General features: G+C 71.4%; 18 protein-coding genes and 1 riboswitch. Of the genes, 11 read left to right on the top strand and 7 right to left on the bottom strand.

Annotated elements, in window-relative coordinates:
* Nucleotides 1-65: 65 nt before the first annotated feature.
* From FHP08_RS12960 to FHP08_RS12950, 3 genes are read right to left on the bottom strand one after another with little or no spacing between them, the layout of a single operon-like run.
* Nucleotides 66-1,121 carry a CaiB/BaiF CoA transferase family protein gene (locus tag FHP08_RS12960; protein WP_147704902.1) on the bottom strand — a complete coding sequence of 352 codons (1,056 nt, stop codon included), beginning with the start codon at nt 1,119-1,121 and terminating at the stop codon, nt 66-68.
* Nucleotides 1,118-2,743, bottom strand: coding sequence for a YifB family Mg chelatase-like AAA ATPase (locus tag FHP08_RS12955; protein ID WP_147704901.1), 1,626 nt, complete (start codon nt 2,741-2,743; stop codon nt 1,118-1,120). The genes FHP08_RS12960 and FHP08_RS12955 overlap by 4 nt, the downstream gene beginning before the upstream one ends.
* Nucleotides 2,744-2,775: 32 nt before the next feature.
* Nucleotides 2,776-3,021 carry an accessory factor UbiK family protein gene (locus FHP08_RS12950; RefSeq protein WP_147704900.1) on the bottom strand — a complete coding sequence of 82 codons (246 nt, stop codon included), beginning with the start codon at nt 3,019-3,021 and terminating at the stop codon, nt 2,776-2,778.
* A gap of 320 nt (nt 3,022-3,341) precedes the next feature.
* Between FHP08_RS12950 and FHP08_RS12945 the strand changes: the two genes are divergently transcribed.
* The 9 genes from FHP08_RS12945 to metW all read left to right on the top strand — a co-directional run bounded on the left by FHP08_RS12945 (nt 3,342) and on the right by metW (nt 11,534).
* Complete coding sequence (locus FHP08_RS12945; RefSeq protein ID WP_147704899.1) at nt 3,342-4,133, top strand: TorF family putative porin; 792 nt, start codon at nt 3,342-3,344, stop codon at nt 4,131-4,133.
* 45 nt (nt 4,134-4,178) lie between these two features.
* The gene (locus FHP08_RS12940) at nt 4,179-4,517 is read left to right on the top strand and encodes a P-II family nitrogen regulator (RefSeq protein WP_147704898.1); all 339 of its coding nucleotides are present in this window, start codon (nt 4,179-4,181) and stop codon (nt 4,515-4,517) included.
* Nucleotides 4,518-4,544: 27 nt separating this feature from the next.
* Nucleotides 4,545-5,864 carry an ammonium transporter gene (locus FHP08_RS12935; protein ID WP_225879127.1) on the top strand — a complete coding sequence of 440 codons (1,320 nt, stop codon included), beginning with the start codon at nt 4,545-4,547 and terminating at the stop codon, nt 5,862-5,864.
* Between the two features lie 201 nt (nt 5,865-6,065).
* Nucleotides 6,066-7,022, top strand: coding sequence for a glutathione synthase (gene gshB / locus FHP08_RS12930; RefSeq protein ID WP_147704896.1), 957 nt, complete (start codon nt 6,066-6,068; stop codon nt 7,020-7,022).
* On the top strand, nt 7,019-7,423 hold the full coding sequence (locus tag FHP08_RS12925; RefSeq protein WP_147704895.1) for a PTS sugar transporter subunit IIA: 405 nt from the start codon (nt 7,019-7,021) through the stop codon (nt 7,421-7,423). The genes gshB and FHP08_RS12925 overlap by 4 nt, the downstream gene beginning before the upstream one ends.
* Entirely contained in the window at nt 7,420-7,686 is a 267-nt protein-coding gene (locus tag FHP08_RS12920; RefSeq protein WP_147704894.1) for an HPr family phosphocarrier protein, read from the top strand. The genes FHP08_RS12925 and FHP08_RS12920 overlap by 4 nt, the downstream gene beginning before the upstream one ends.
* 7 nt (nt 7,687-7,693) lie before the next feature.
* Nucleotides 7,694-9,415, top strand: a complete 1,722-nt coding sequence (gene ptsP / locus FHP08_RS12915) for a phosphoenolpyruvate--protein phosphotransferase (protein ID WP_147704893.1) — start codon at nt 7,694-7,696, stop codon at nt 9,413-9,415.
* Nucleotides 9,416-9,443: 28 nt separating this feature from the next.
* Nucleotides 9,444-9,521: riboswitch (SAM riboswitch) on the top strand.
* A gap of 67 nt (nt 9,522-9,588) precedes the next feature.
* Nucleotides 9,589-10,842, top strand: a complete 1,254-nt coding sequence (metX, locus tag FHP08_RS12910) for a homoserine O-acetyltransferase MetX (protein ID WP_147704892.1) — start codon at nt 9,589-9,591, stop codon at nt 10,840-10,842.
* Nucleotides 10,843-10,916: 74 nt separating this feature from the next.
* The gene (metW, locus tag FHP08_RS12905) at nt 10,917-11,534 is read left to right on the top strand and encodes a methionine biosynthesis protein MetW (RefSeq protein ID WP_407704035.1); all 618 of its coding nucleotides are present in this window, start codon (nt 10,917-10,919) and stop codon (nt 11,532-11,534) included.
* A 4-nt stretch (nt 11,535-11,538) separates the two neighbouring features.
* Here metW and FHP08_RS12900 read toward each other — a convergent pair whose 3' ends face one another.
* The gene (locus FHP08_RS12900; RefSeq protein WP_147704891.1) at nt 11,539-12,681 is read right to left on the bottom strand and encodes a PQQ-dependent sugar dehydrogenase; all 1,143 of its coding nucleotides are present in this window, start codon (nt 12,679-12,681) and stop codon (nt 11,539-11,541) included.
* 100 nt (nt 12,682-12,781) lie between these two features.
* On the opposite strand from FHP08_RS12900, the gene FHP08_RS12895 reads away from it, so the two are divergent.
* The gene (locus FHP08_RS12895; protein WP_147704890.1) at nt 12,782-13,114 is read left to right on the top strand and encodes an ArsR/SmtB family transcription factor; all 333 of its coding nucleotides are present in this window, start codon (nt 12,782-12,784) and stop codon (nt 13,112-13,114) included.
* 76 nt (nt 13,115-13,190) lie between these two features.
* Nucleotides 13,191-14,246 (top strand): permease, encoded by a 1,056-nt coding sequence (locus tag FHP08_RS12890; protein ID WP_222707888.1) that lies wholly within the window; start codon nt 13,191-13,193, stop codon nt 14,244-14,246.
* A 34-nt stretch (nt 14,247-14,280) separates the two neighbouring features.
* Here the strand turns inward: FHP08_RS12890 and FHP08_RS12885 are convergent, their stop codons facing one another.
* The 3 genes from FHP08_RS12885 to FHP08_RS12875 are packed head-to-tail and all read right to left on the bottom strand — an operon-like array spanning nt 14,281 to nt 16,794.
* Entirely contained in the window at nt 14,281-15,081 is an 801-nt protein-coding gene (locus tag FHP08_RS12885) for an enoyl-CoA hydratase/isomerase family protein (protein WP_147704889.1), read from the bottom strand.
* Between the two features lie 4 nt (nt 15,082-15,085).
* Entirely contained in the window at nt 15,086-15,580 is a 495-nt protein-coding gene (locus FHP08_RS12880; protein WP_147704888.1) for a cupin domain-containing protein, read from the bottom strand.
* 20 nt (nt 15,581-15,600) lie between these two features.
* On the bottom strand, nt 15,601-16,794 hold the full coding sequence (locus FHP08_RS12875) for a RuBisCO large subunit C-terminal-like domain-containing protein (RefSeq protein ID WP_147704887.1): 1,194 nt from the start codon (nt 16,792-16,794) through the stop codon (nt 15,601-15,603).
* Nucleotides 16,795-16,813: the final 19 nt, after the last annotated feature.

Below are 16,813 nucleotides of genomic sequence, written 5' to 3'. Positions count from 1 at the left end.
GGGCGTGTTCTCGAAAGGGGCGGGATCGGGCGCGAGCGGGCAGGCACCGAGCCGGGACCGCCCGCTCAGCGATCCGGAGCGAAGTCGAGCACGGCGCCGGGCTGCGGGAAGGGCTCGGCGCGATAGAGCCGGTTCGCAAGGTTGTGCGGATGCCGGGCGGCCTCGAGGAAGTCGAGCACCGGCGACAGGCAGGCGTCGACCGGCTCGGCCAGCGCCGCCCATTCGTCGCGGCTGCGCTCGCCGAAGCGTCGGGCCAGGCGCTCGGCGGTGGCCGGCCACGAGGCCTCGCGGTACTGGTCGGCGGGGTCGATCTCGCCGTCGAGCCCGAGCAGTTCCAGCAGCTGGCGCCAGAACTTCGGTTCGAGCGCGCCGACCGCCACGAAGCGATCGTCGGCGCAGCGGTACACGCGGTAGAAGGGGCGCGCGCCGTCGAGCAGGTTGGCCTCGCGCCCCAGGTTCCAGGCCGCGCCCGCCAGCAGGCCGTAGAACATGCCGGTGAGCCCGACGGTGCCGGCCAGGATGCTGGTTTCCACCACGCCGCCGCGCCCGTCGATGCCGCGCCTGACCAACCGGGCCAGCACGCCGACCAGCAGGTGCATGGCGCCGCCGCCGAAGTCCGCGACCAGGTTGAGCGGCGGCAGCGGCTGCCCGGCCGTGCCCACCGCATTCAGCACTCCGGCCATTGCCAGGTAGTTGATGTCGTGGCCGGCGCGCGGCGCCAGCGGACCGGTGCTGCCCCAGCCCGACAGGCGGCCGATCACAAGGCGCGGGTGCCGGGCCGCGAGCGTGTCCGGCGCCAGGCCCAGGCGCTCGAGCACGCCGGGGCGGAAGCCTTCGATCAGCAGATCCGCCCGGGCGAGCCGGGCATGCAGGGCCTCGAGGCCGTCGGGGTCCTTGAGATTCAGGTGCAGCGTCGTCTTGCCGGCGTTCAGCACGTCGTGCTCGGGCCGCATCGCCACGCCCAGGCCCGGGTCGTCGGGCGGGGACACGCGGACGACCTCGGCGCCCAGGCTGCGCAGCAGCTGGCCCGCGAAAGGCACCGGCCCGATCGCGTGCAGCTCGATCACGGCAAGGCCTGCCAGCGGCAGTTCGCTGCTTTGAGAGCGCTGGGCGTCGGTCATCGGGTCGTGGCCTGGTGAGGGGGGTGCTGGCGCGATGATAGCCCCGCGTCCCGGCCCGGTGGCGTTGCGGGCATCAGGCCGCGCCGGTAGCCGATCGCTTCGCCGACGTCGGCTGCCGCGATGTTCTCGCGACCGGCCAGGTCGGCAATGGTGCGGGCGAGCCTGATCACCCGATGCAGGGCCCGCGAGGACCAGCGCAGCCGCCGGGCCGCGCCGTGCAGCAGCGCCAGCGCGTCGCCGCCGAGCGGACAGTGGCGATCGATGCCGACCGGATCGAGCGCTGCGTTCGCGACCCCCTGCCTGCCGACCTGGCGCGCGCGGGTCAGGGCAACGCGGGCCTGGATCCGCTCGCTCGGCTCCCCCGCTGCCCACGAAGTGAGCACCTGCTCGTCGACTGGACGAACCTGGATCTGGATGTCCACGCGATCGAGCAGCGGGCCCGAGACGCGGGCCTGGTAGCGCAGCACGCGCTCGGGGCTGCACCGGCAGCGGTCTTCGCCGAGATAGCCGCAGGGGCAGGGGTTCATGGCCGCGACCAGCTGGAAGTCGGCCGGAAGCTCGACCTGGCGAGCGGCACGAGACAGCGCGATGCGGCCGGTTTCGAGCGGCTCGCGCAGCGCCTCGAGAGCGGCCCGGCCGAACTCGGGGAGCTCGTCCAGGAAGAGCACGCCGCGGTGGGCCAGGCTGATCTCGCCGGGGCGAGGATTGGAGCCGCCGCCGACCAGCGCGGCGGTGGAGGCGCTGTGGTGCGGCGCGCGGAAGGGGCGGCGGCCCCAGTCTTGTGAGTGAAAGCGCCCGACCAGGCTGGCCACTGCGGCGGCCTCGAGCGCCTCGTGGTCGTCCATGGGCGGCAGGATCGCCGGCAGGCAGCTGGCGAGCAGCGACTTGCCGGCGCCGGGCGGACCGAGCATGAGCACGCTGTGGGATCCCGCCGCCGCGATTTCGAGCGCCCGCTTGGCGGCGCGATGGCCCTTGACCGCGGAGAAGTCCGGCGCATGGTTCCTCGCGCGCGGCTGGCCGGATCCGGACAAGCGCCCGCCGGGCTGCGGAGGATGGCATTCGCCGGTGACCCTCGGCCGAGGAGCGTCGACCCGGTCGAAGGGCGCCTCGCCCCGAAGTTGTCCGACCAGGCGGGGAAGCGTGTCGGCGGCCAGGATGCGCAATCCCTCGACCAGGGCCGCCTCGGTGGCGTTGGCCGCCGGCAGGGCCAGGCTGCAGGCGCCGGCATCGCGCGAGACCGCGGCCGCCATGGCAAGGGCGCCGCGGATCGGCCGGACTTCGCCGGTGAGTGACAGCTCGCCGACGAACTCGATTCCGTTCAGGGACTCGGCAGGAAGCTGCCCGCTGGCGGCGAGGATGCCCATCGCGATGGGCAGGTCGAAGCGCCCCGAGTCTTTCGGCAGGTCGGCCGGGGCCAGGTTGACGGTGAGGCGGCGGTTCGGGAAGTCGAAGCCGGCGTGCAGCAGCGCGGCCCGCACCCGCTCGCGGCTCTCGCGCACCTCGGCTTCCGGCAGGCCCACCACGTGGAAGGCTGGCAGCCCCATGCCCAGGTGGACCTCGACGCTGACCGGCGGGGCGGCCATGCCCACCAGCGCCCTGCTGCGAACCACTGCCAGCGACATCCGGCTCTCCGGCCGGCGCGCCAGCCGGCGAATCAGGTTTGCGGTCGCGCTTTGTCTTCGAGCGCCTGTTCGAGGCGGGCGATTCGTTCCTGCAGCCGGGCCATGCGCTCGAGCTGTGCGTCGAATTCGTCGCGTGTGACCAGGTCGAGGCGCTGGAAGGTCTGGCCGAGGACGGCACGCAGGTTGCGCTCGAGATCGCCGGCGGGGCTGTTGCGAAGCAGGCCGGCGAGGCGCTCCTGGAGATCGGCGATCAACGCCTGCGGAGTGGGCTTCGACATGGTGAATCGAGTCTAGCACGGGCCTTGTGCCATCCACCCGAGCCGCTTCGGGCCTGCGGTCTAGGCCTTTCGGTGAGAGGGCCGCATCGAAACGGTGCGCGATCGCGCGATGCACGGAAATGGTGCGATCCCGATGCGGGCTTTCTGCCCGGGCACGCACCGCGCTGGCCCGTGAAGCCTGGCCAGGGCCTGCCGCGCGAGTGGCGAAGGGGTTGCGCCGCCCCGCATGACGCCTCGCAAGCCCTTCTGGCACGGGAAATGCTTCGAAGCCCTCGAGTCGTCTCGACACGGCCCGAAAAACATTCACGGAGAGTCCGATCATGAAGAAGTCCCTCATCGCAGTCGCGCTGGCCGCTTCCGCAGCCGGCTTTCCCGCCGCAGCCGGTGCCCAGGGCACGACCGAGGCCTCGCCGCATACCTTGAGCGCGAACATGGGGCTCGTCTCGAACTACCGTTACCGCGGCATCGATCAAACGAACGGCAAGCCCGCGGTCCAGGCCGGCATCGACTACGGCCACGCCAGCGGCATCTACCTCGGCACCTGGGCGTCGAACGTGAGCTGGCTGTCCGACGCAGGGGCCGGCGCGGTCAGCAACAGCATCGAGATGGACCTCTACGGCGGCTACAAGGGCAGCGCCGGCGGCATCGCCTACGACGTGGGCGTGCTGCGCTACTACTACCCCGGCACCTATCCCGCCGGCTTCGTCTCGCCCCACACCACGGAGGTCTACGCCGCCGCCACCTGGAACAACGTGACGCTGAAGTACTCGCATGCCGTCACCAATCTCTTCGGCTTTGCCGACAGCAAGGGCGCGGGCTACCTCGACCTGACCGGCAATTTCGATCTGGGTTCCGGCTTCGGCCTTGTCGCCCACGTGGGCTACCAGCGGATTCCCTCGGGCAGCGTGGGCGGCGCGCAGGTCCGCGCCAAGAGCGACTGCTCCTACGCCGACTGGAAGCTGGGCGTGACCAGGGAGGTCGCGGGGATCGGCATCGGCCTGGCCTACGTCGACACGAACGCGAAGGGCGACCTGGGCGAGTGCTACCGCAACGCCTACAACCGCGACCTGGGCAAGGGCACGCTGGTCCTGTCGGCAAGCAAGACGTTCTGAAACTGATCGTCGTGGCCGGCGCCGCCGGCCGCGCGGGAGAACCTGATGAAACTCATCACCGCCATCATCAAGCCGTTCAAGCTCGACGAAGTGCGCGAGGCGCTGTCGGGCATCGGCGTGCAGGGCATCACCGTCACCGAGGTCAAGGGCTTCGGCCGGCAGAAGGGCCACACCGAGCTGTACCGCGGCGCCGAGTACGTCGTCGACTTCCTGCCCAAGGTGAAGATCGAGGCGGCCGTGGCCGACGCGCTCGTCGAGCAGGCCGTCGAAGCGATCGAGGCCTCGGCCCGCACCGGGAAGATCGGCGACGGAAAGATCTTCGTCTACGACGTGGAGCAGGTCGTCCGGATCCGCACCGGCGAAACCGGCAACGAGGCGCTCTGAGCGCTCGACGACCCCCAGGAGAACATGATGAGATTCCTGACTCGATTGCCGGCTGCCGTGCCGGCGCTGCTCGGCGCGCTGCTGCTGTCCCCGGCGGCCGCATTCGCGGCGGAAGCCACGGTCAACAAGGGCGACGTGGCCTGGATGATGACCGCCACCGTGCTGGTCATCGCCATGACGATTCCCGGCCTGGCGCTGTTCTACGGCGGCCTGGTCCGCGCGAAGAACATGCTCTCGGTGCTGATGCAAGTCTTCGTGGTCTTCTCGCTGATCACGGTTCTGTGGGCCATCTACGGCTACAGCCTGGCCTTCACCGGCACCGGCCAGTTCTTCGGCTCCTTCGAGAAGATCTTCCTGAAGGGCGTGGGCGTGGACTCCCTGGCCGACACCTTCAGCGAAGGGATCAAGATCCCCGAGTACGTGTTCATCGCCTTCCAGGCCACTTTCGCGGCCATCACCTGCGCGCTGATCGTCGGCGCCTTCGCCGAGCGGATCAGGTTCTCGGCGGTGCTGCTGTTCTCGGTGATCTGGTTCACCTTCAGCTACCTGCCCGTGGCGCACATGGTCTGGTACGGCGAGGGCCTGCTGTTCAAGGACGGCGCGCTCGACTTCGCCGGCGGCACCGTGGTGCACATCAACGCCGGCGTTGCCGGCCTGGTGGGCGCCTACCTGGTGGGCAAGCGGCTGGGCTACGGCAAGGAAGCGATGCCTCCGCACTCGCTGACGCTCACGATGGTCGGCGCCTCGCTGCTGTGGGTGGGCTGGTTCGGCTTCAACGCCGGCTCGGCGCTCGAGGCGAACTCGACCGCGGCGCTCGCGGTGATCAACACGCTGCTGGCCACCGGTGCCGCCACGCTGTCCTGGATCGCCGGCGAAGCCATGTCCAAGGGCAAGGCCTCGATGCTGGGCGCCGCCTCGGGCGCGGTCGCCGGCCTGGTGGCGGTCACCCCGGCCGCCGGCACCGTGGGCCCGATGGGCGCGATCCTGCTCGGCCTGATCGCCGGCCTGGTCTGCCTGTGGGGCGTGAACGGCCTGAAGCGGCTGCTGGGCGCCGACGACGCGCTCGACGTGTTCGGCGTGCACGGCGTGGGCGGCATCGTGGGCGCCCTGCTGACCGGCGTGTTCACCGCGCCCTGGCTGGGCGGCACGGGCGCCGAGGACTTCTCGATCGCCGGCCAGGTCGTGATCCAGGCCAAGGGCGTGATCATCACGATCCTCTGGTCGGGCGTCGTGTCGCTGGTCGCCTACAAGCTGGTCGACATGATGCTCGGGCTGCGCGTCACCGACGAGGAAGAGCGCGAGGGCCTGGACATCGTCTCGCACGGCGAGTCCGCCTACAGCCGGTGAGTGCCGGGGCGCCGGGCGCGCGACCTGCGCCACCCGGCGCGAGGACGGCGGAAGATGGACGGAAGAAGGGGCCCTCGGGCCCCTTTTCCCATGGCGTGGCGCCTCGCCCGGAAAGGCCCGGCGCTACAATCGGGCGCCAATGCCGCCGGATCCCCGATCCTTCACCGACGCCATGGCCGAACCGGGCCGGGAAACTCATCGATGCGCATCCTGATCATCCTCGACCCGCTCGAGAAAATCACCACCTACAAGGACTCGACCTTCGCGATGATGGTCGAGGCCGACCGGCGCGGCCACGCGGTCTTCGTCTGCGAGCAGCACGAGCTCTCGCTCGCCGGCGGGCGCACGGTGGCTCATGCGCGCCTGCTGCGCCTGCTCGACCCCACCGGCAAGGACCGCGCCTGGTACGCGCTCGGCGAGCCCGCCGAGGAGCCGGTGGCGGCCTTCGACGCCACGCTGATGCGCAAGGACCCGCCCTTCGACATGGAGTACGTGTACTCCACCTACCTGCTCGAGCACGCGGTGCGCGAGGGGGCGAAGGTCTACAACGACCCCACCGCGATCCGCGGCCACAACGAGAAGCTGGCGATCGCCGAGTTCCCGCAGTTCGCCGCGCCGATGCTGGTGACTCGCAGCGCGCAGGCCCTGCGAGGCTTCGTGGACGAGCATGGCATCGCGGTCTTCAAGCTGCTCGACGGCATGGGCGGCAGCTCGATCTTCCGCGCCGAGCGCGGTGACCCGAACCTCTCGGTCATCATCGAGACGCTGAACCAGTTCGGCAATCGTTCGGTGATGGCCCAGCGCTTCCTGCCCGAGATCGCCGACGGCGACAAGCGGGTGCTGCTGATCGGCGGCAAGGTCGTGCCCTTCTGCCTGGCCCGCATCCCGAAGACCGGCGAGTTCCGCGGCAACCTGGCCGCGGGCGGGCGTGGCGTGGCGCGCGAGCTGTCGGCGAAGGATCGCGAGGTCGGCGAGGCGGTCGCCCAGGTGCTGGCGCCGCGCGGGCTGCTGCTGGTGGGCCTGGACCTGATCGGCGAATGCATCACCGAGATCAACGTGACCAGCCCCACCTGCTTCCAGGAGATCCGCGACCAGACCGGATTCGGCGTGGCCGCGATGTTCGTCGACGCGCTCGAGGAGGCGGCGGGCGCGCGATGATCGGCATCATGGTCGTATCGCACGAGCCGCTGGGCACCGCGCTGATCCGCTGCACGCGCCACGTGTTCGGCCGCTTGCCGCCGCAGCTCGCTGCGCTGGACGTGATCCCCGACGAGGATCCCGAGGCGGCGATCCAGGCGGCGCGCGACCTGCTCCTGCGCATCAACGACGGCAGCGGCGCGATCGTGTTCACCGACTGCTTCGGCGCCACGCCGTCGCGGATCGCGATGACGCTCGCCCAGCCGCTGCGCGTGTACGTGGTGGCCGGGGTGAATTTGCCGATGCTGCTCAAGGCGATCACCCAGCGGCGCAGGCCGGTCGAGGAGGTGGTCGAGGAGCTGGTCGCCACCGGCAAGGGTGCGATCCGCGCGATGCGCCCGGAAGACCGGGAGGCGCGATGACCGAGGCCGAAGTGGTCATCGTCAACCGGCTGGGCCTGCACGCCCGGCCCTCGGCCAAGGTCAGCGCAGTGGCGGGAAGGTTCGCCGCCGAAGTCTGGCTCACGAAGAACGCGCGGCGCGTCAACGCCAAGAGCATCATGGGCGTGATGATGCTGGCGGCCGCGCGCGGCAGCACGCTGAAGATCGAGGCCGACGGGCCCGACGAGGCCGAGGCGGTCGCCGCATTGCGCGAGCTGATCGAAGCCGGTTTCGACGAGGAGTAGGGCGGCCATGTTCAGCCTGCACGGCACCGGGATAGGCGGCGGCATCGTCATCAGCCGCGCGCGGGTGGTGGAGTCGCGCCAGCGCGACGTGCTGCGCTATCGCGTGCAGCCCGAGCAGGCCTGGAGCGAGATCGAGCGGCTCGAGACCGCGATCGCGGTGGTCAAGTCCGAGCTCGGGGAACTGGCCGAGGACCTGCCCGACGACGCGCCGGCCGAGGCGCGCGCGCTGCTCGACGTGCACGCGATGATCCTCGACGACCCGGCGCTCTCGGGCGCGGCGCGCACCGCGATCCGCGAGCACCTGTGGAATGCCGAGTGGGCGATCTCGGCGCAGGCCGGCCACCTGGCCGCGCAGTTCGCCGAGCTCGAGGACGAATACCTGAGCGAGCGCGGCCGTGATGTCGAGCAGGTGGCCGACCGCGTGCTGCGCGCCCTGTCGGGCTCGCGCGCCCGCGGGATGCCCGCCTCGGAGCCGGCGATCTTCGTGGCCGAAGACATCGCGCCGGCCGACATGCTGGCCTTGCGCTCGGCGCTGGGTTTCGCGATCGACCTGGGCGGCGCCACCTCGCACATGGCGATCCTGGCGCGCAGCATGAACGTGCCGGCGGTGCTGGGCCTGGGCAGCGCAAGCGCGCTGATCCGCGACGACGACTGGCTGATCCTCGACGGCGAGGCCGGCGTCGTCATCGTGGCGCCCGACGAGGCGGTGCTCGCCGAGTACCGGCACCGGCAGGCCGAGGGCAGGCTCGAGCGCGACCGCCTGCGCCGGCTGTTGCGCGTGCCGGCGGCGACGCTCGACGGCCAGGCCATCCAGCTGCACGCGAACATCGAGCTGCCCGGCGAGGCCGGGCAGGCGCTCGAGGCCGGCGCCGAGGGCGTGGGCCTGTTCCGCTCCGAGTTCCTGTTCATGAACCGGCGCGAGCTGCCCGGCGAGGACGAGCAGTACGAGGCCTACCGCGAGGCGGTGCTCGGCATGCAGGGCCGGCCGGTCACGGTCCGCACCATCGACGTGGGCGCCGACAAGGAGCTGGCCTCGGAGCATGGCGCGGTGTCGCCCAATCCTGCGCTGGGCCGGCGCGCGATCCGCTACTGCCTGGCCGCGCCGGCGGTGTTCCTGACCCAGTTGCGCGCGATCCTGCGGGCCTCGGCCCACGGGCCGGTGAGGCTGCTGATCCCCATGCTCGCGCACGGCCACGAGATCGAGCAGGCGCTGCAGCTGATCGACCAGGCGCGCGCGCAGCTCGCCGAGCGTCGCATCGCCTTCGATGCGCAGATGCCGGTGGGCGGCATGGTCGAGATCCCGGCCGCTGCGCTGACCGCCGGGCTCTTCGTGCGCCGGCTCGACTTCCTGTCGATCGGCACGAACGACCTGATCCAGTACACGCTGGCCATCGACCGCGCCGACCACGAGGTCGCCGCGCTCTACGATCCGTTCCATCCGGCGGTGCTCAGGCTGATCGCAATGACGATCCGCGCCGGCCGCAAGGCGGGCAAGCCGGTGGCGGTGTGCGGCGAGATGGCCGGCGACTGGGGCGCGACGCGGCTGCTGCTGGGCATGGGTCTCACGCAGTTCTCGATGCACCAGGCGAGCCTGCTGCGCGTCAAGCAGGAGATCCTGCGGGCCGACGCATCGAAGCTCGCGCCGAAGGTCTCCCGCCTGCTGTCCTCCGACGAACCGGCGCGCGTGGCGGCGATGCTGGCCAAGCTGCGCGCCGATGCGCCGATTTGACATCGGAGCTCGCCCTCGGTAACTTCCTTTCCCCTGTCGCGCCGATTTGAGGACCAGCTTGCGGGCGCGTTAAAAATGCGGCTAAAGCGGCGGGGTCCGTTCCCCGAAGCCCGATCCGCCTCGCAAGCCGGTCGGGCTTTTTCGTTTCTGGCTTCATCAGGATTCCTCCACCCATGTCGGCACCCGGATCGGTCGGTCAGGTCGCACCGCAGCGCATGCGTTTCGACGCGCCGCTCGCCTTGCGCAGCGGCGCGGCCATCGCCGGCTACGAACTCGTCTACGAGACCTACGGCGAGCTGAACGCCGCGCGTTCCAATGCGGTGCTGATCTGCCACGCGCTGAACGCGTCGCACCACGTGGCGGGCACCTACGGTGACGACCCCAAGACGGCCGGCTGGTGGGACAACATGGTCGGCCCCGGCAAGCCGGTGGACACCCGGCGCTTCTTCGTCGTCTGCGTGAACAACCTGGGCAGCTGCTTCGGCTCCACCGGTCCGATGAGCCGCAACCCGGCGACCGGCGAGCCCTACGGCCCCGACTTCCCGGTGGTCACCGTCGAGGACTGGGTGCACGCGCAGGCGCGGCTGGCCGACGAGCTGGGCATCGCGCGCTTCGCCGCGGTGATGGGCGGCAGCCTGGGCGGCATGCAGGCGCTGGCCTGGGCGACGCTGTATCCGGGGCGGGTGGCGCACTGCGTGGCGATCGCCACCGCGCCCAAGCTGTCGGCGCAGAACATCGCCTTCAACGAGGTCGCGCGCCGCGCGATCATCACCGACCCCGACTTCCACGGCGGACGCTTCTACGCGCACGGCGTGGTGCCGGCGCGCGGACTGCAGGTGGCCCGGATGATCGGCCACATCACCTATCTGTCCGACGACTCGATGGCCGAGAAGTTCGGCCGCGCGCTGCGGCCCTCTCCCGAGGCGCTGGCCGCGCAGCTGGCGGCCGGCGGCGTTTCGGAAACGGACGCGCCGCCGCGCAGCGACTACCGCTTCACCTTCGACATCGAGTTCGAGATCGAGTCTTACCTGCGCTACCAGGGCGAGAAGTTCTCGAAGTACTTCGACGCCAACACCTACCTGCTGATCACCCGGGCGCTCGACTACTTCGATCCCGCGCTCGCGCACGGCGGGGACCTGGCCGCCGCCCTGGCGCCGGCCACCGCCGACTTCCTGGTGGCCTCGTTCACCACCGACTGGCGCTTCGCGCCCGAGCGCAGCCGCGAGATCGTGCAGGCGCTGCTGGCGGCACGCAAGCGGGTCACCTACGCCGAGATCGACGCGCCGCACGGCCACGACGCCTTCCTGCTCGAGGACCCGCAGTACCTGGCGGTGGTGGCGGCCTACTTCGACCGGATCCACACGCGCAGCGTGGCAGGCGCCGGGGCCGCCTCGCCCGCGCCGCAGCACCAGGAGGCCGCGGCATGAAGACGTTTCCCAGGATGCCCGGCGTCGGATCGGGCAGTCCCGCCATGCCGACCGTCTCGGCCGCAAGCGCAGGCCTGATTCCGGTCGACGCGGGGCCCGTCGCCACCGCGCTGCGACCCGACCACGCGGTGATCGGGCAGTGGATCGCGCCCGGCTCGCGCGTGCTCGACCTCGGCTGCGGCGACGGCGCATTGATGGCCTGGCTGCAGGCCGCCCGCGGCTGTACCGGTTACGGCGTGGAGATCGACGACGAGGCGGTGCTGTCGTGCGTGCGCCGCGGGGTCGACGTGGTCCAGCGCGACATCGAGGCCGGCCTGGGCATGTTCGGTCACGACCAGTTCGACGTGGTCGTGCTGTCGATGGCTATCCAGGCCACCCACCAGACCGAGAAGGTGCTGCGCGAGATGAGCCAGGTGGGCAGCGAGGGCATCGTGTCCTTCCCGAACTTCGGCCACTGGTACCACGCCTGGTCGATCCTGCGCGGGCGCATGCCGGTGTCGCGCGAGATGCCCTACGAGTGGTTCAACACGCCGAACCTGCACCTGGCCACCGTGCGCGACTTCGAGGACTTCCTGCGCCGGCTCGGCCTGGTGATCACCGGTCGCGCCTTCCTGGCCGACGGCGAGCCGGTGGGCTGGCTGCCGGCGCTGCGGGCCACGCAGGCGATCTACCGGTTCAGGCGCTCGCGCTGAAACGTCAGCGGCGCGGGTCCAGCCGCACCAGCTGTCCGTCGTCGGCGTCGGTCAGCAGGTACAGCAACCCGTCGGGTCCCTGCCGCACGTCGCGGACCCGTTCCGAGAAGTCGGTCAGCAGCCGCTCCTCGCGCGCCACGCGCGCGCCGCCGAGCTCGAGCCGCACCAGCATCCGGAACTTGAGCGAGCCCACGAACAGGTTGCCGCGCCAGCCCGGGTAGCGATCGCTGGTCAGGAAGGCCATGCCCGAGGGGGCGATCGACGGCGTCCACTGCAGCACCGGCGGCGCCACGTCGGCCCGCTCGGTGCCCTCGCCGATCCGGAAACCCGTCACGTACTGCTTGCCGTAAGTGATCACCGGCCAGCCGTAGTTGGCCCCGGCCTTCTCCACGTTGACCTCGTCGCCGCCCTGCGGGCCGTGCTCGTGCGTCCACAGCGCGCCGGTGTCCGGGTGCAGCGCCGCGCCCTGCACGTTGCGATGGCCGTAGGAGTGGATCTCGGGCAAGGCGCCTTCGCGATTCACGAAGGGATTGTCCGGCGGCACGCTGCCGTCGGGGCGGATGCGCAGGATCTTGCCGAAGTGGTTGTCCAGCGTCTGAGCGCGCTCGCTCTCGGACCAGCGGTCGCCGGTGGTCACGAACAGGTTGCCGTCGCGGGCGAACACCAGCCGCGAGCCGAAGTGGTTGCCGCCGGAACTCGCGTGCTTCTGCGCGAAGATCACCGACACCTCGCGCAGCGCGGCGCCGTCGGCCGACAGCGTGGCGCGCGCGACTGCGGTGCGCGCGCCGTCCTTCGTGGGCTGCGAGTACGACAGGAACACGCTGCGGTCGGTCGCGAAGCCGGGGCCGAGCGCCACGTCGAGCAGGCCGCCCTGGCCCCGGGCGGCGACCTCGGGCACGCCCGTGATCGGTGCCGAGAGGCGGCCGTCCGGGAAGACGCGGCGCAGGCGGCCCGGGCGCTCGGTGACCAGCATGGAGCCGTCGGGCAGGAAGGCGAGTGCCCAGGGGTGCGCGAGGCCGGAGGCGATGCGGGCAGGCGCGATGGCGGCGCGGGCGGGCCCCTGGGTGCGGCCGGGCACCGGGAGCGAGGCGGCGCCGAGCAGTGCAACGCCTGCAGACAGGAAGAAGCGGCGATCCGGTGTGTTCATGCCACGATCGTCGCACCCGCACCGCGGATGCTCGACGATGTCCAAGCGCGCGGCAGGGATTCGATGGTGCTTGCATTTCGAAAAAACTAGAAATATAGTGATGTCCATGAAGCAGTCACGCCTCGACGAGATCTCCGCCGCCGGCATGCTCGCGGCGCTCGGCAGCCCCGCGCGCCTCAGGGTCTACCGCGCGCTCATCCGTGCGGGCGAGGCGGGCATCAACCTGACCGAGCTGCAGCGCGAAGTCGGGATTCCCGCGTCGACGCTGGCGCATCACCTGGGCACCCTCGCCGATTCGGGGCTGGTCGCTCGCGAGCGCAGGGGCCGCGAGCTGCTCTGCACGGCCCGCTACGACCAGGTCCGGCGGGTGAGCGAGTTCCTGATGGCGGAGTGCTGCGCCGGCGCGTCGGCCCCGAGGGGACGGGCGGCCTGAGGCCGTTTTCCGGGACGGCGATGGAATGCCCTTTTTTTTCGCACAAGATCACTATTAATCTAAGGAAATAGATATCATGAACCCGACGACGATGACTGGGCCGGCCGGCCCGCACGCCGTGTGGCTCAGGCCGTGGCAGGCGCTGAGGCGGGCAGATCGGGCCTGGCTCTCGATCGCGCTGCTGGCCGCCGGCCTGCTCGCATTCGATCGCGGTCAGCTCGCAGAAAGCGCGGTCTTCGTGGCGCGCTCGGCTGCCTCGGTGCTGCCCTTTCTCCTGCTGTCGGCGCTGACGGCAGCCTGGGTGCTCGCGGCGGGCGCCGACGGCCTGATCGGCCGCGCCTTCCGCGGGCGCGCCATCCGGATGGTCCTGGTTGCCGCTGCCACCGGCGCCCTGTCGCCGTTCTGCTCCTGCGGAGTCATCCCCATCGTTGCGGCCTTGCTCGCCATGGGCGTGCCGCTCGCCCCGGTGATGGCCTTCTGGCTCGCCTCGCCGTTGATGGATCCGGCCATGTTCTTCGTCACCGCAGGCACGCTCGGCGTCGAGTTCGCGCTCGCGAAGGCCGGCGCGGCGATCGGAGTGGGCATGCTCGGCGGCTTCGGCGCGATGCTGGCGGTTCGCGCCGGACTGGTCGGCGATGCGCTGCGGCCCGAGCTGGTGCAGCGCGCGCGGGGTGAACGTTTTCGCGACCCGGCCGACGTGCTGTGGCGCTTCTGGCAAGAGCCGCCGCGCGCCGCCGCGTTTCGCCGCCACGCCGTGTCGAAGACGCTCTTCCTGGGCAAGTGGCTGCTGCTCGCGTTCCTGCTGGAGAGCCTGATGCTGGCCTGGCTGCCCGCAGATGCGGTCGCGGGACTGGTCGGCGGTGACGGGTTTCTCACCATCCTGAGCGCGGCAACGATCGGCGCCCCCGCCTACCTGAACGGCTACGCCGCGCTGCCGCTCGTGGGTGGCCTGATGAGCCAGGGCATGTCGGCGGGCGCGGCGATGGCCTTCCTGGTGGGCGGCGGAATCACCAGCTTGCCGGCGATGCTCGCGGTGTGGGCCACGGCGCGGCGCGCGGTGTTCGTGCTGTACCTTGGCTTCGCCGTGTCGGGGGCAGTGCTGGCGGGGTTGGTGGCCGGGCTGCTCCTGTGAATCCTTCCCGGCGCCGCGGGCGCTCGCCTCCGGTTCACTGGCCCTTGGCCTTCCTGCCGGCGAGCATCGTCTCCAACCTGCCCCCCAGCTCCTCCGACTTCACGCTCGCCCGGTAGTCCGCCTCGATCCGCGCCATCAGCCCTGCGGGGATGCCGGCGTGCGCCAGTTCGTGCATGTGCCGCTTCATCTGCGCGACCACGCGCGGCTCGTTGCGGCCGATCTGCTCGAGCAGCACGTTCACGCGCGCGGCGAGCGCCTCGCGCGCGTGCATCTCGGTCATGAAGCCGATGCGAAGCATCTCGTCGGACTCGATGGTGGCCGCGGTCAGCATCAGCTTGGTGGCCGCCGGCAAGCCGAGCCGGCTCACGTAGCGGCGCAGGCCGCCGGGGTAGTAGTGCAGGCCGATCTTGGCGGCCGGCATGAACATCTTCAGGCCCAGCGTGCCCAGGCGCAGGTCGCAGCACAGCGCCATGTCGGTGGCGCCGCCGTACACGCTGCCGTTGAGTTGCGCGATGGTCACGAAGGGCAGCGCCTCGAGCGCGTCGAGCATGCGCTCGAAGCGGGCGTCGAGCTCCTCGACCAACGCCTGCAGCGTGTAGCCGGAGCTGAAGGTCTTGTCGCCCGCGCCGGTGATCACCAGCGCGCGCATCGCGGGATCGGCGGCCAGTCGGCCGAACAGCGCGGACAGCGCGTCCACGTCGGCGGGGTCCAGCCGGTTGTGCTCGGCCGGGCGGTTCAGCGTGAGCTTCACGAAGCCGCCGGCGCGCTGGACCAGCGGGGCGCCTTCGTGCGCGGCGAGAGGCAGGGCCTCGATGTCGGCGAAATGGTCGGTCATGTGATCAGGTTCGGATGAAGTCGGCGACTTCGGGTTTCGCTCGCAGCCGGGCCAGGTCTTCGGGCCCCGGGATCCTCGGCCGGTCGCGCTCGCGGTTGACCAGGCACAGGAATCCGAGCGGCGCGTCGGCGTCGGCGCGGAACTGGTGCCAGGTGTCGGGCGGCACGGTGACCAGGTCGCGCTCGCCCAGGTCGAACACGCGATCGCCCACCAGGCAGCGACCGCGGCCCCGCAGGATCATCACCGCGTGCGCATGCGCGTGGCACTCGAGCGTGGAGTGGCCGCCCGGGGCCACTTCGAAATAGCGCCATTCGCAGTGCAGCCCGGGCAGCTGGAACAGCACCTGCCGGGTCACGTCGCGAAAGGGGGCGCTGCCGTCGTCCTTGTAGCGCATCAGTTCGACGTCCTCCCAGCGGCAGTCCGAGAGGGCGCGGCGAACGGGGCCGGAGGCGGGCGAGGCGTCGCCGGAGGCGGGAGGGGTCGCGGCTTTCGTGTTCATGTGCGTGCTCGTGTTCGGGCTCAGGCGGCGGCGGGGTGGCCCGGGTCGCCGCTGGCGGGCTTGGCGCGTGCCCCGCCGCTGTCGCGCGCGGCGCGCAGCGCGCTGGCGAAGGCCGCCGCCCGCGCGGGCATGGCGGGGCCGGCCGCCAGCAGGTCCCCGCCGATCAGCAGCATCGTGTCGGGGCCGAAGGCATCGAGCATCTCCCGGCAACGCTCCACGCGCATGCCGCCGGCCGGCACCGGCAGCGCGGGCAGGTGTCGCCCCAGCGGCTCGCGCGCGGCATCTGCGATGGCCAGGCACTCGCCGCGGCTGAAGGCGAAGCGGCCGCCCCAGTTCGGGAAGATCGTGGCGTCGGCGCCGAACAGCCGGAACAGCCGGCCGAGCAGCAGCGCCGGCGCGATGCGTCCACCCGCGAAGGCCGGATGCGCCATGACCGGCACGCCGGCGCGCCCGCGCAGCAGTCCCGTGAAGGTGCCCGCCCCGATCAGCATCGGGCAGGCCAGCACCGCGCCCACGCCTTCGTCGCGCATCATCGCGAGCTGCCGCTCGAGCCGCTCGGGTCCGCCCGACACGTGCGGCGCATAGAGGCTGCGATGCCCGGCCAGCGCGGGATCGCCGCCGGCGGCCTTCTCGCGGTTCGCGCGCTCGACCGCCCGCTGCACGGCGCTCACTCGCTTCTCGAAAGGCGCGGCCGCCTGGTCGGCGATGCCGTGGTCGTCCTTGATGACGTCGATGCCGGCGCGCGCGAAGGCATAGGCCAGCTGCGCCAGTTCGTCGGGCGGCAGCCCCTGCGGCTTCAGCGCCGTGCAAGACAGCGGCCGGCCTTCGGCCGAGGGGCCGATCGCGGCGCGCCAGCCGGCCGGGCCGAAGCGCGGGCCCGGCAGCGCCTCGACCAGCGACTCGGGCAGTTGCGCGTCGACCAGCGTCACGTCGGGCTGCAGGGCGCAGTTGCCGAACAACATGTTGAGCAGCTGCACCGGGTCGTCGCCGACGGTGTCGGCCGACAGCGACAGGATGGCGCGCTGCAACGCCGGGTCCTGCGGATCGGGCTCGATGGCCTCCACCCGGCCCAGCACCCGTGCGCGCAAGGCTTCGTCGGCGATGGCCTCGGGCGGCATCTCGACCGACTGCTCGATCGCGAGCGCGCGGGCCCGCGCCGGCGCCTCGGCCGGCGTGCAGCGGAGTTGATATGTGACAAGCAGGCGGCTGCTCATGGCCCAAGGATACCGCGCG

The sequence above is a fragment of the Zeimonas arvi genome (genome assembly GCF_008039575.1).
In the GTDB taxonomy this organism is placed as follows: Bacteria; Pseudomonadota; Gammaproteobacteria; order Burkholderiales; family Burkholderiaceae_E; genus Zeimonas; species Zeimonas arvi.
Note: the sequence above shows the minus strand (reverse complement) of the source record. Positions and strands in the feature narration are given on the sequence as shown.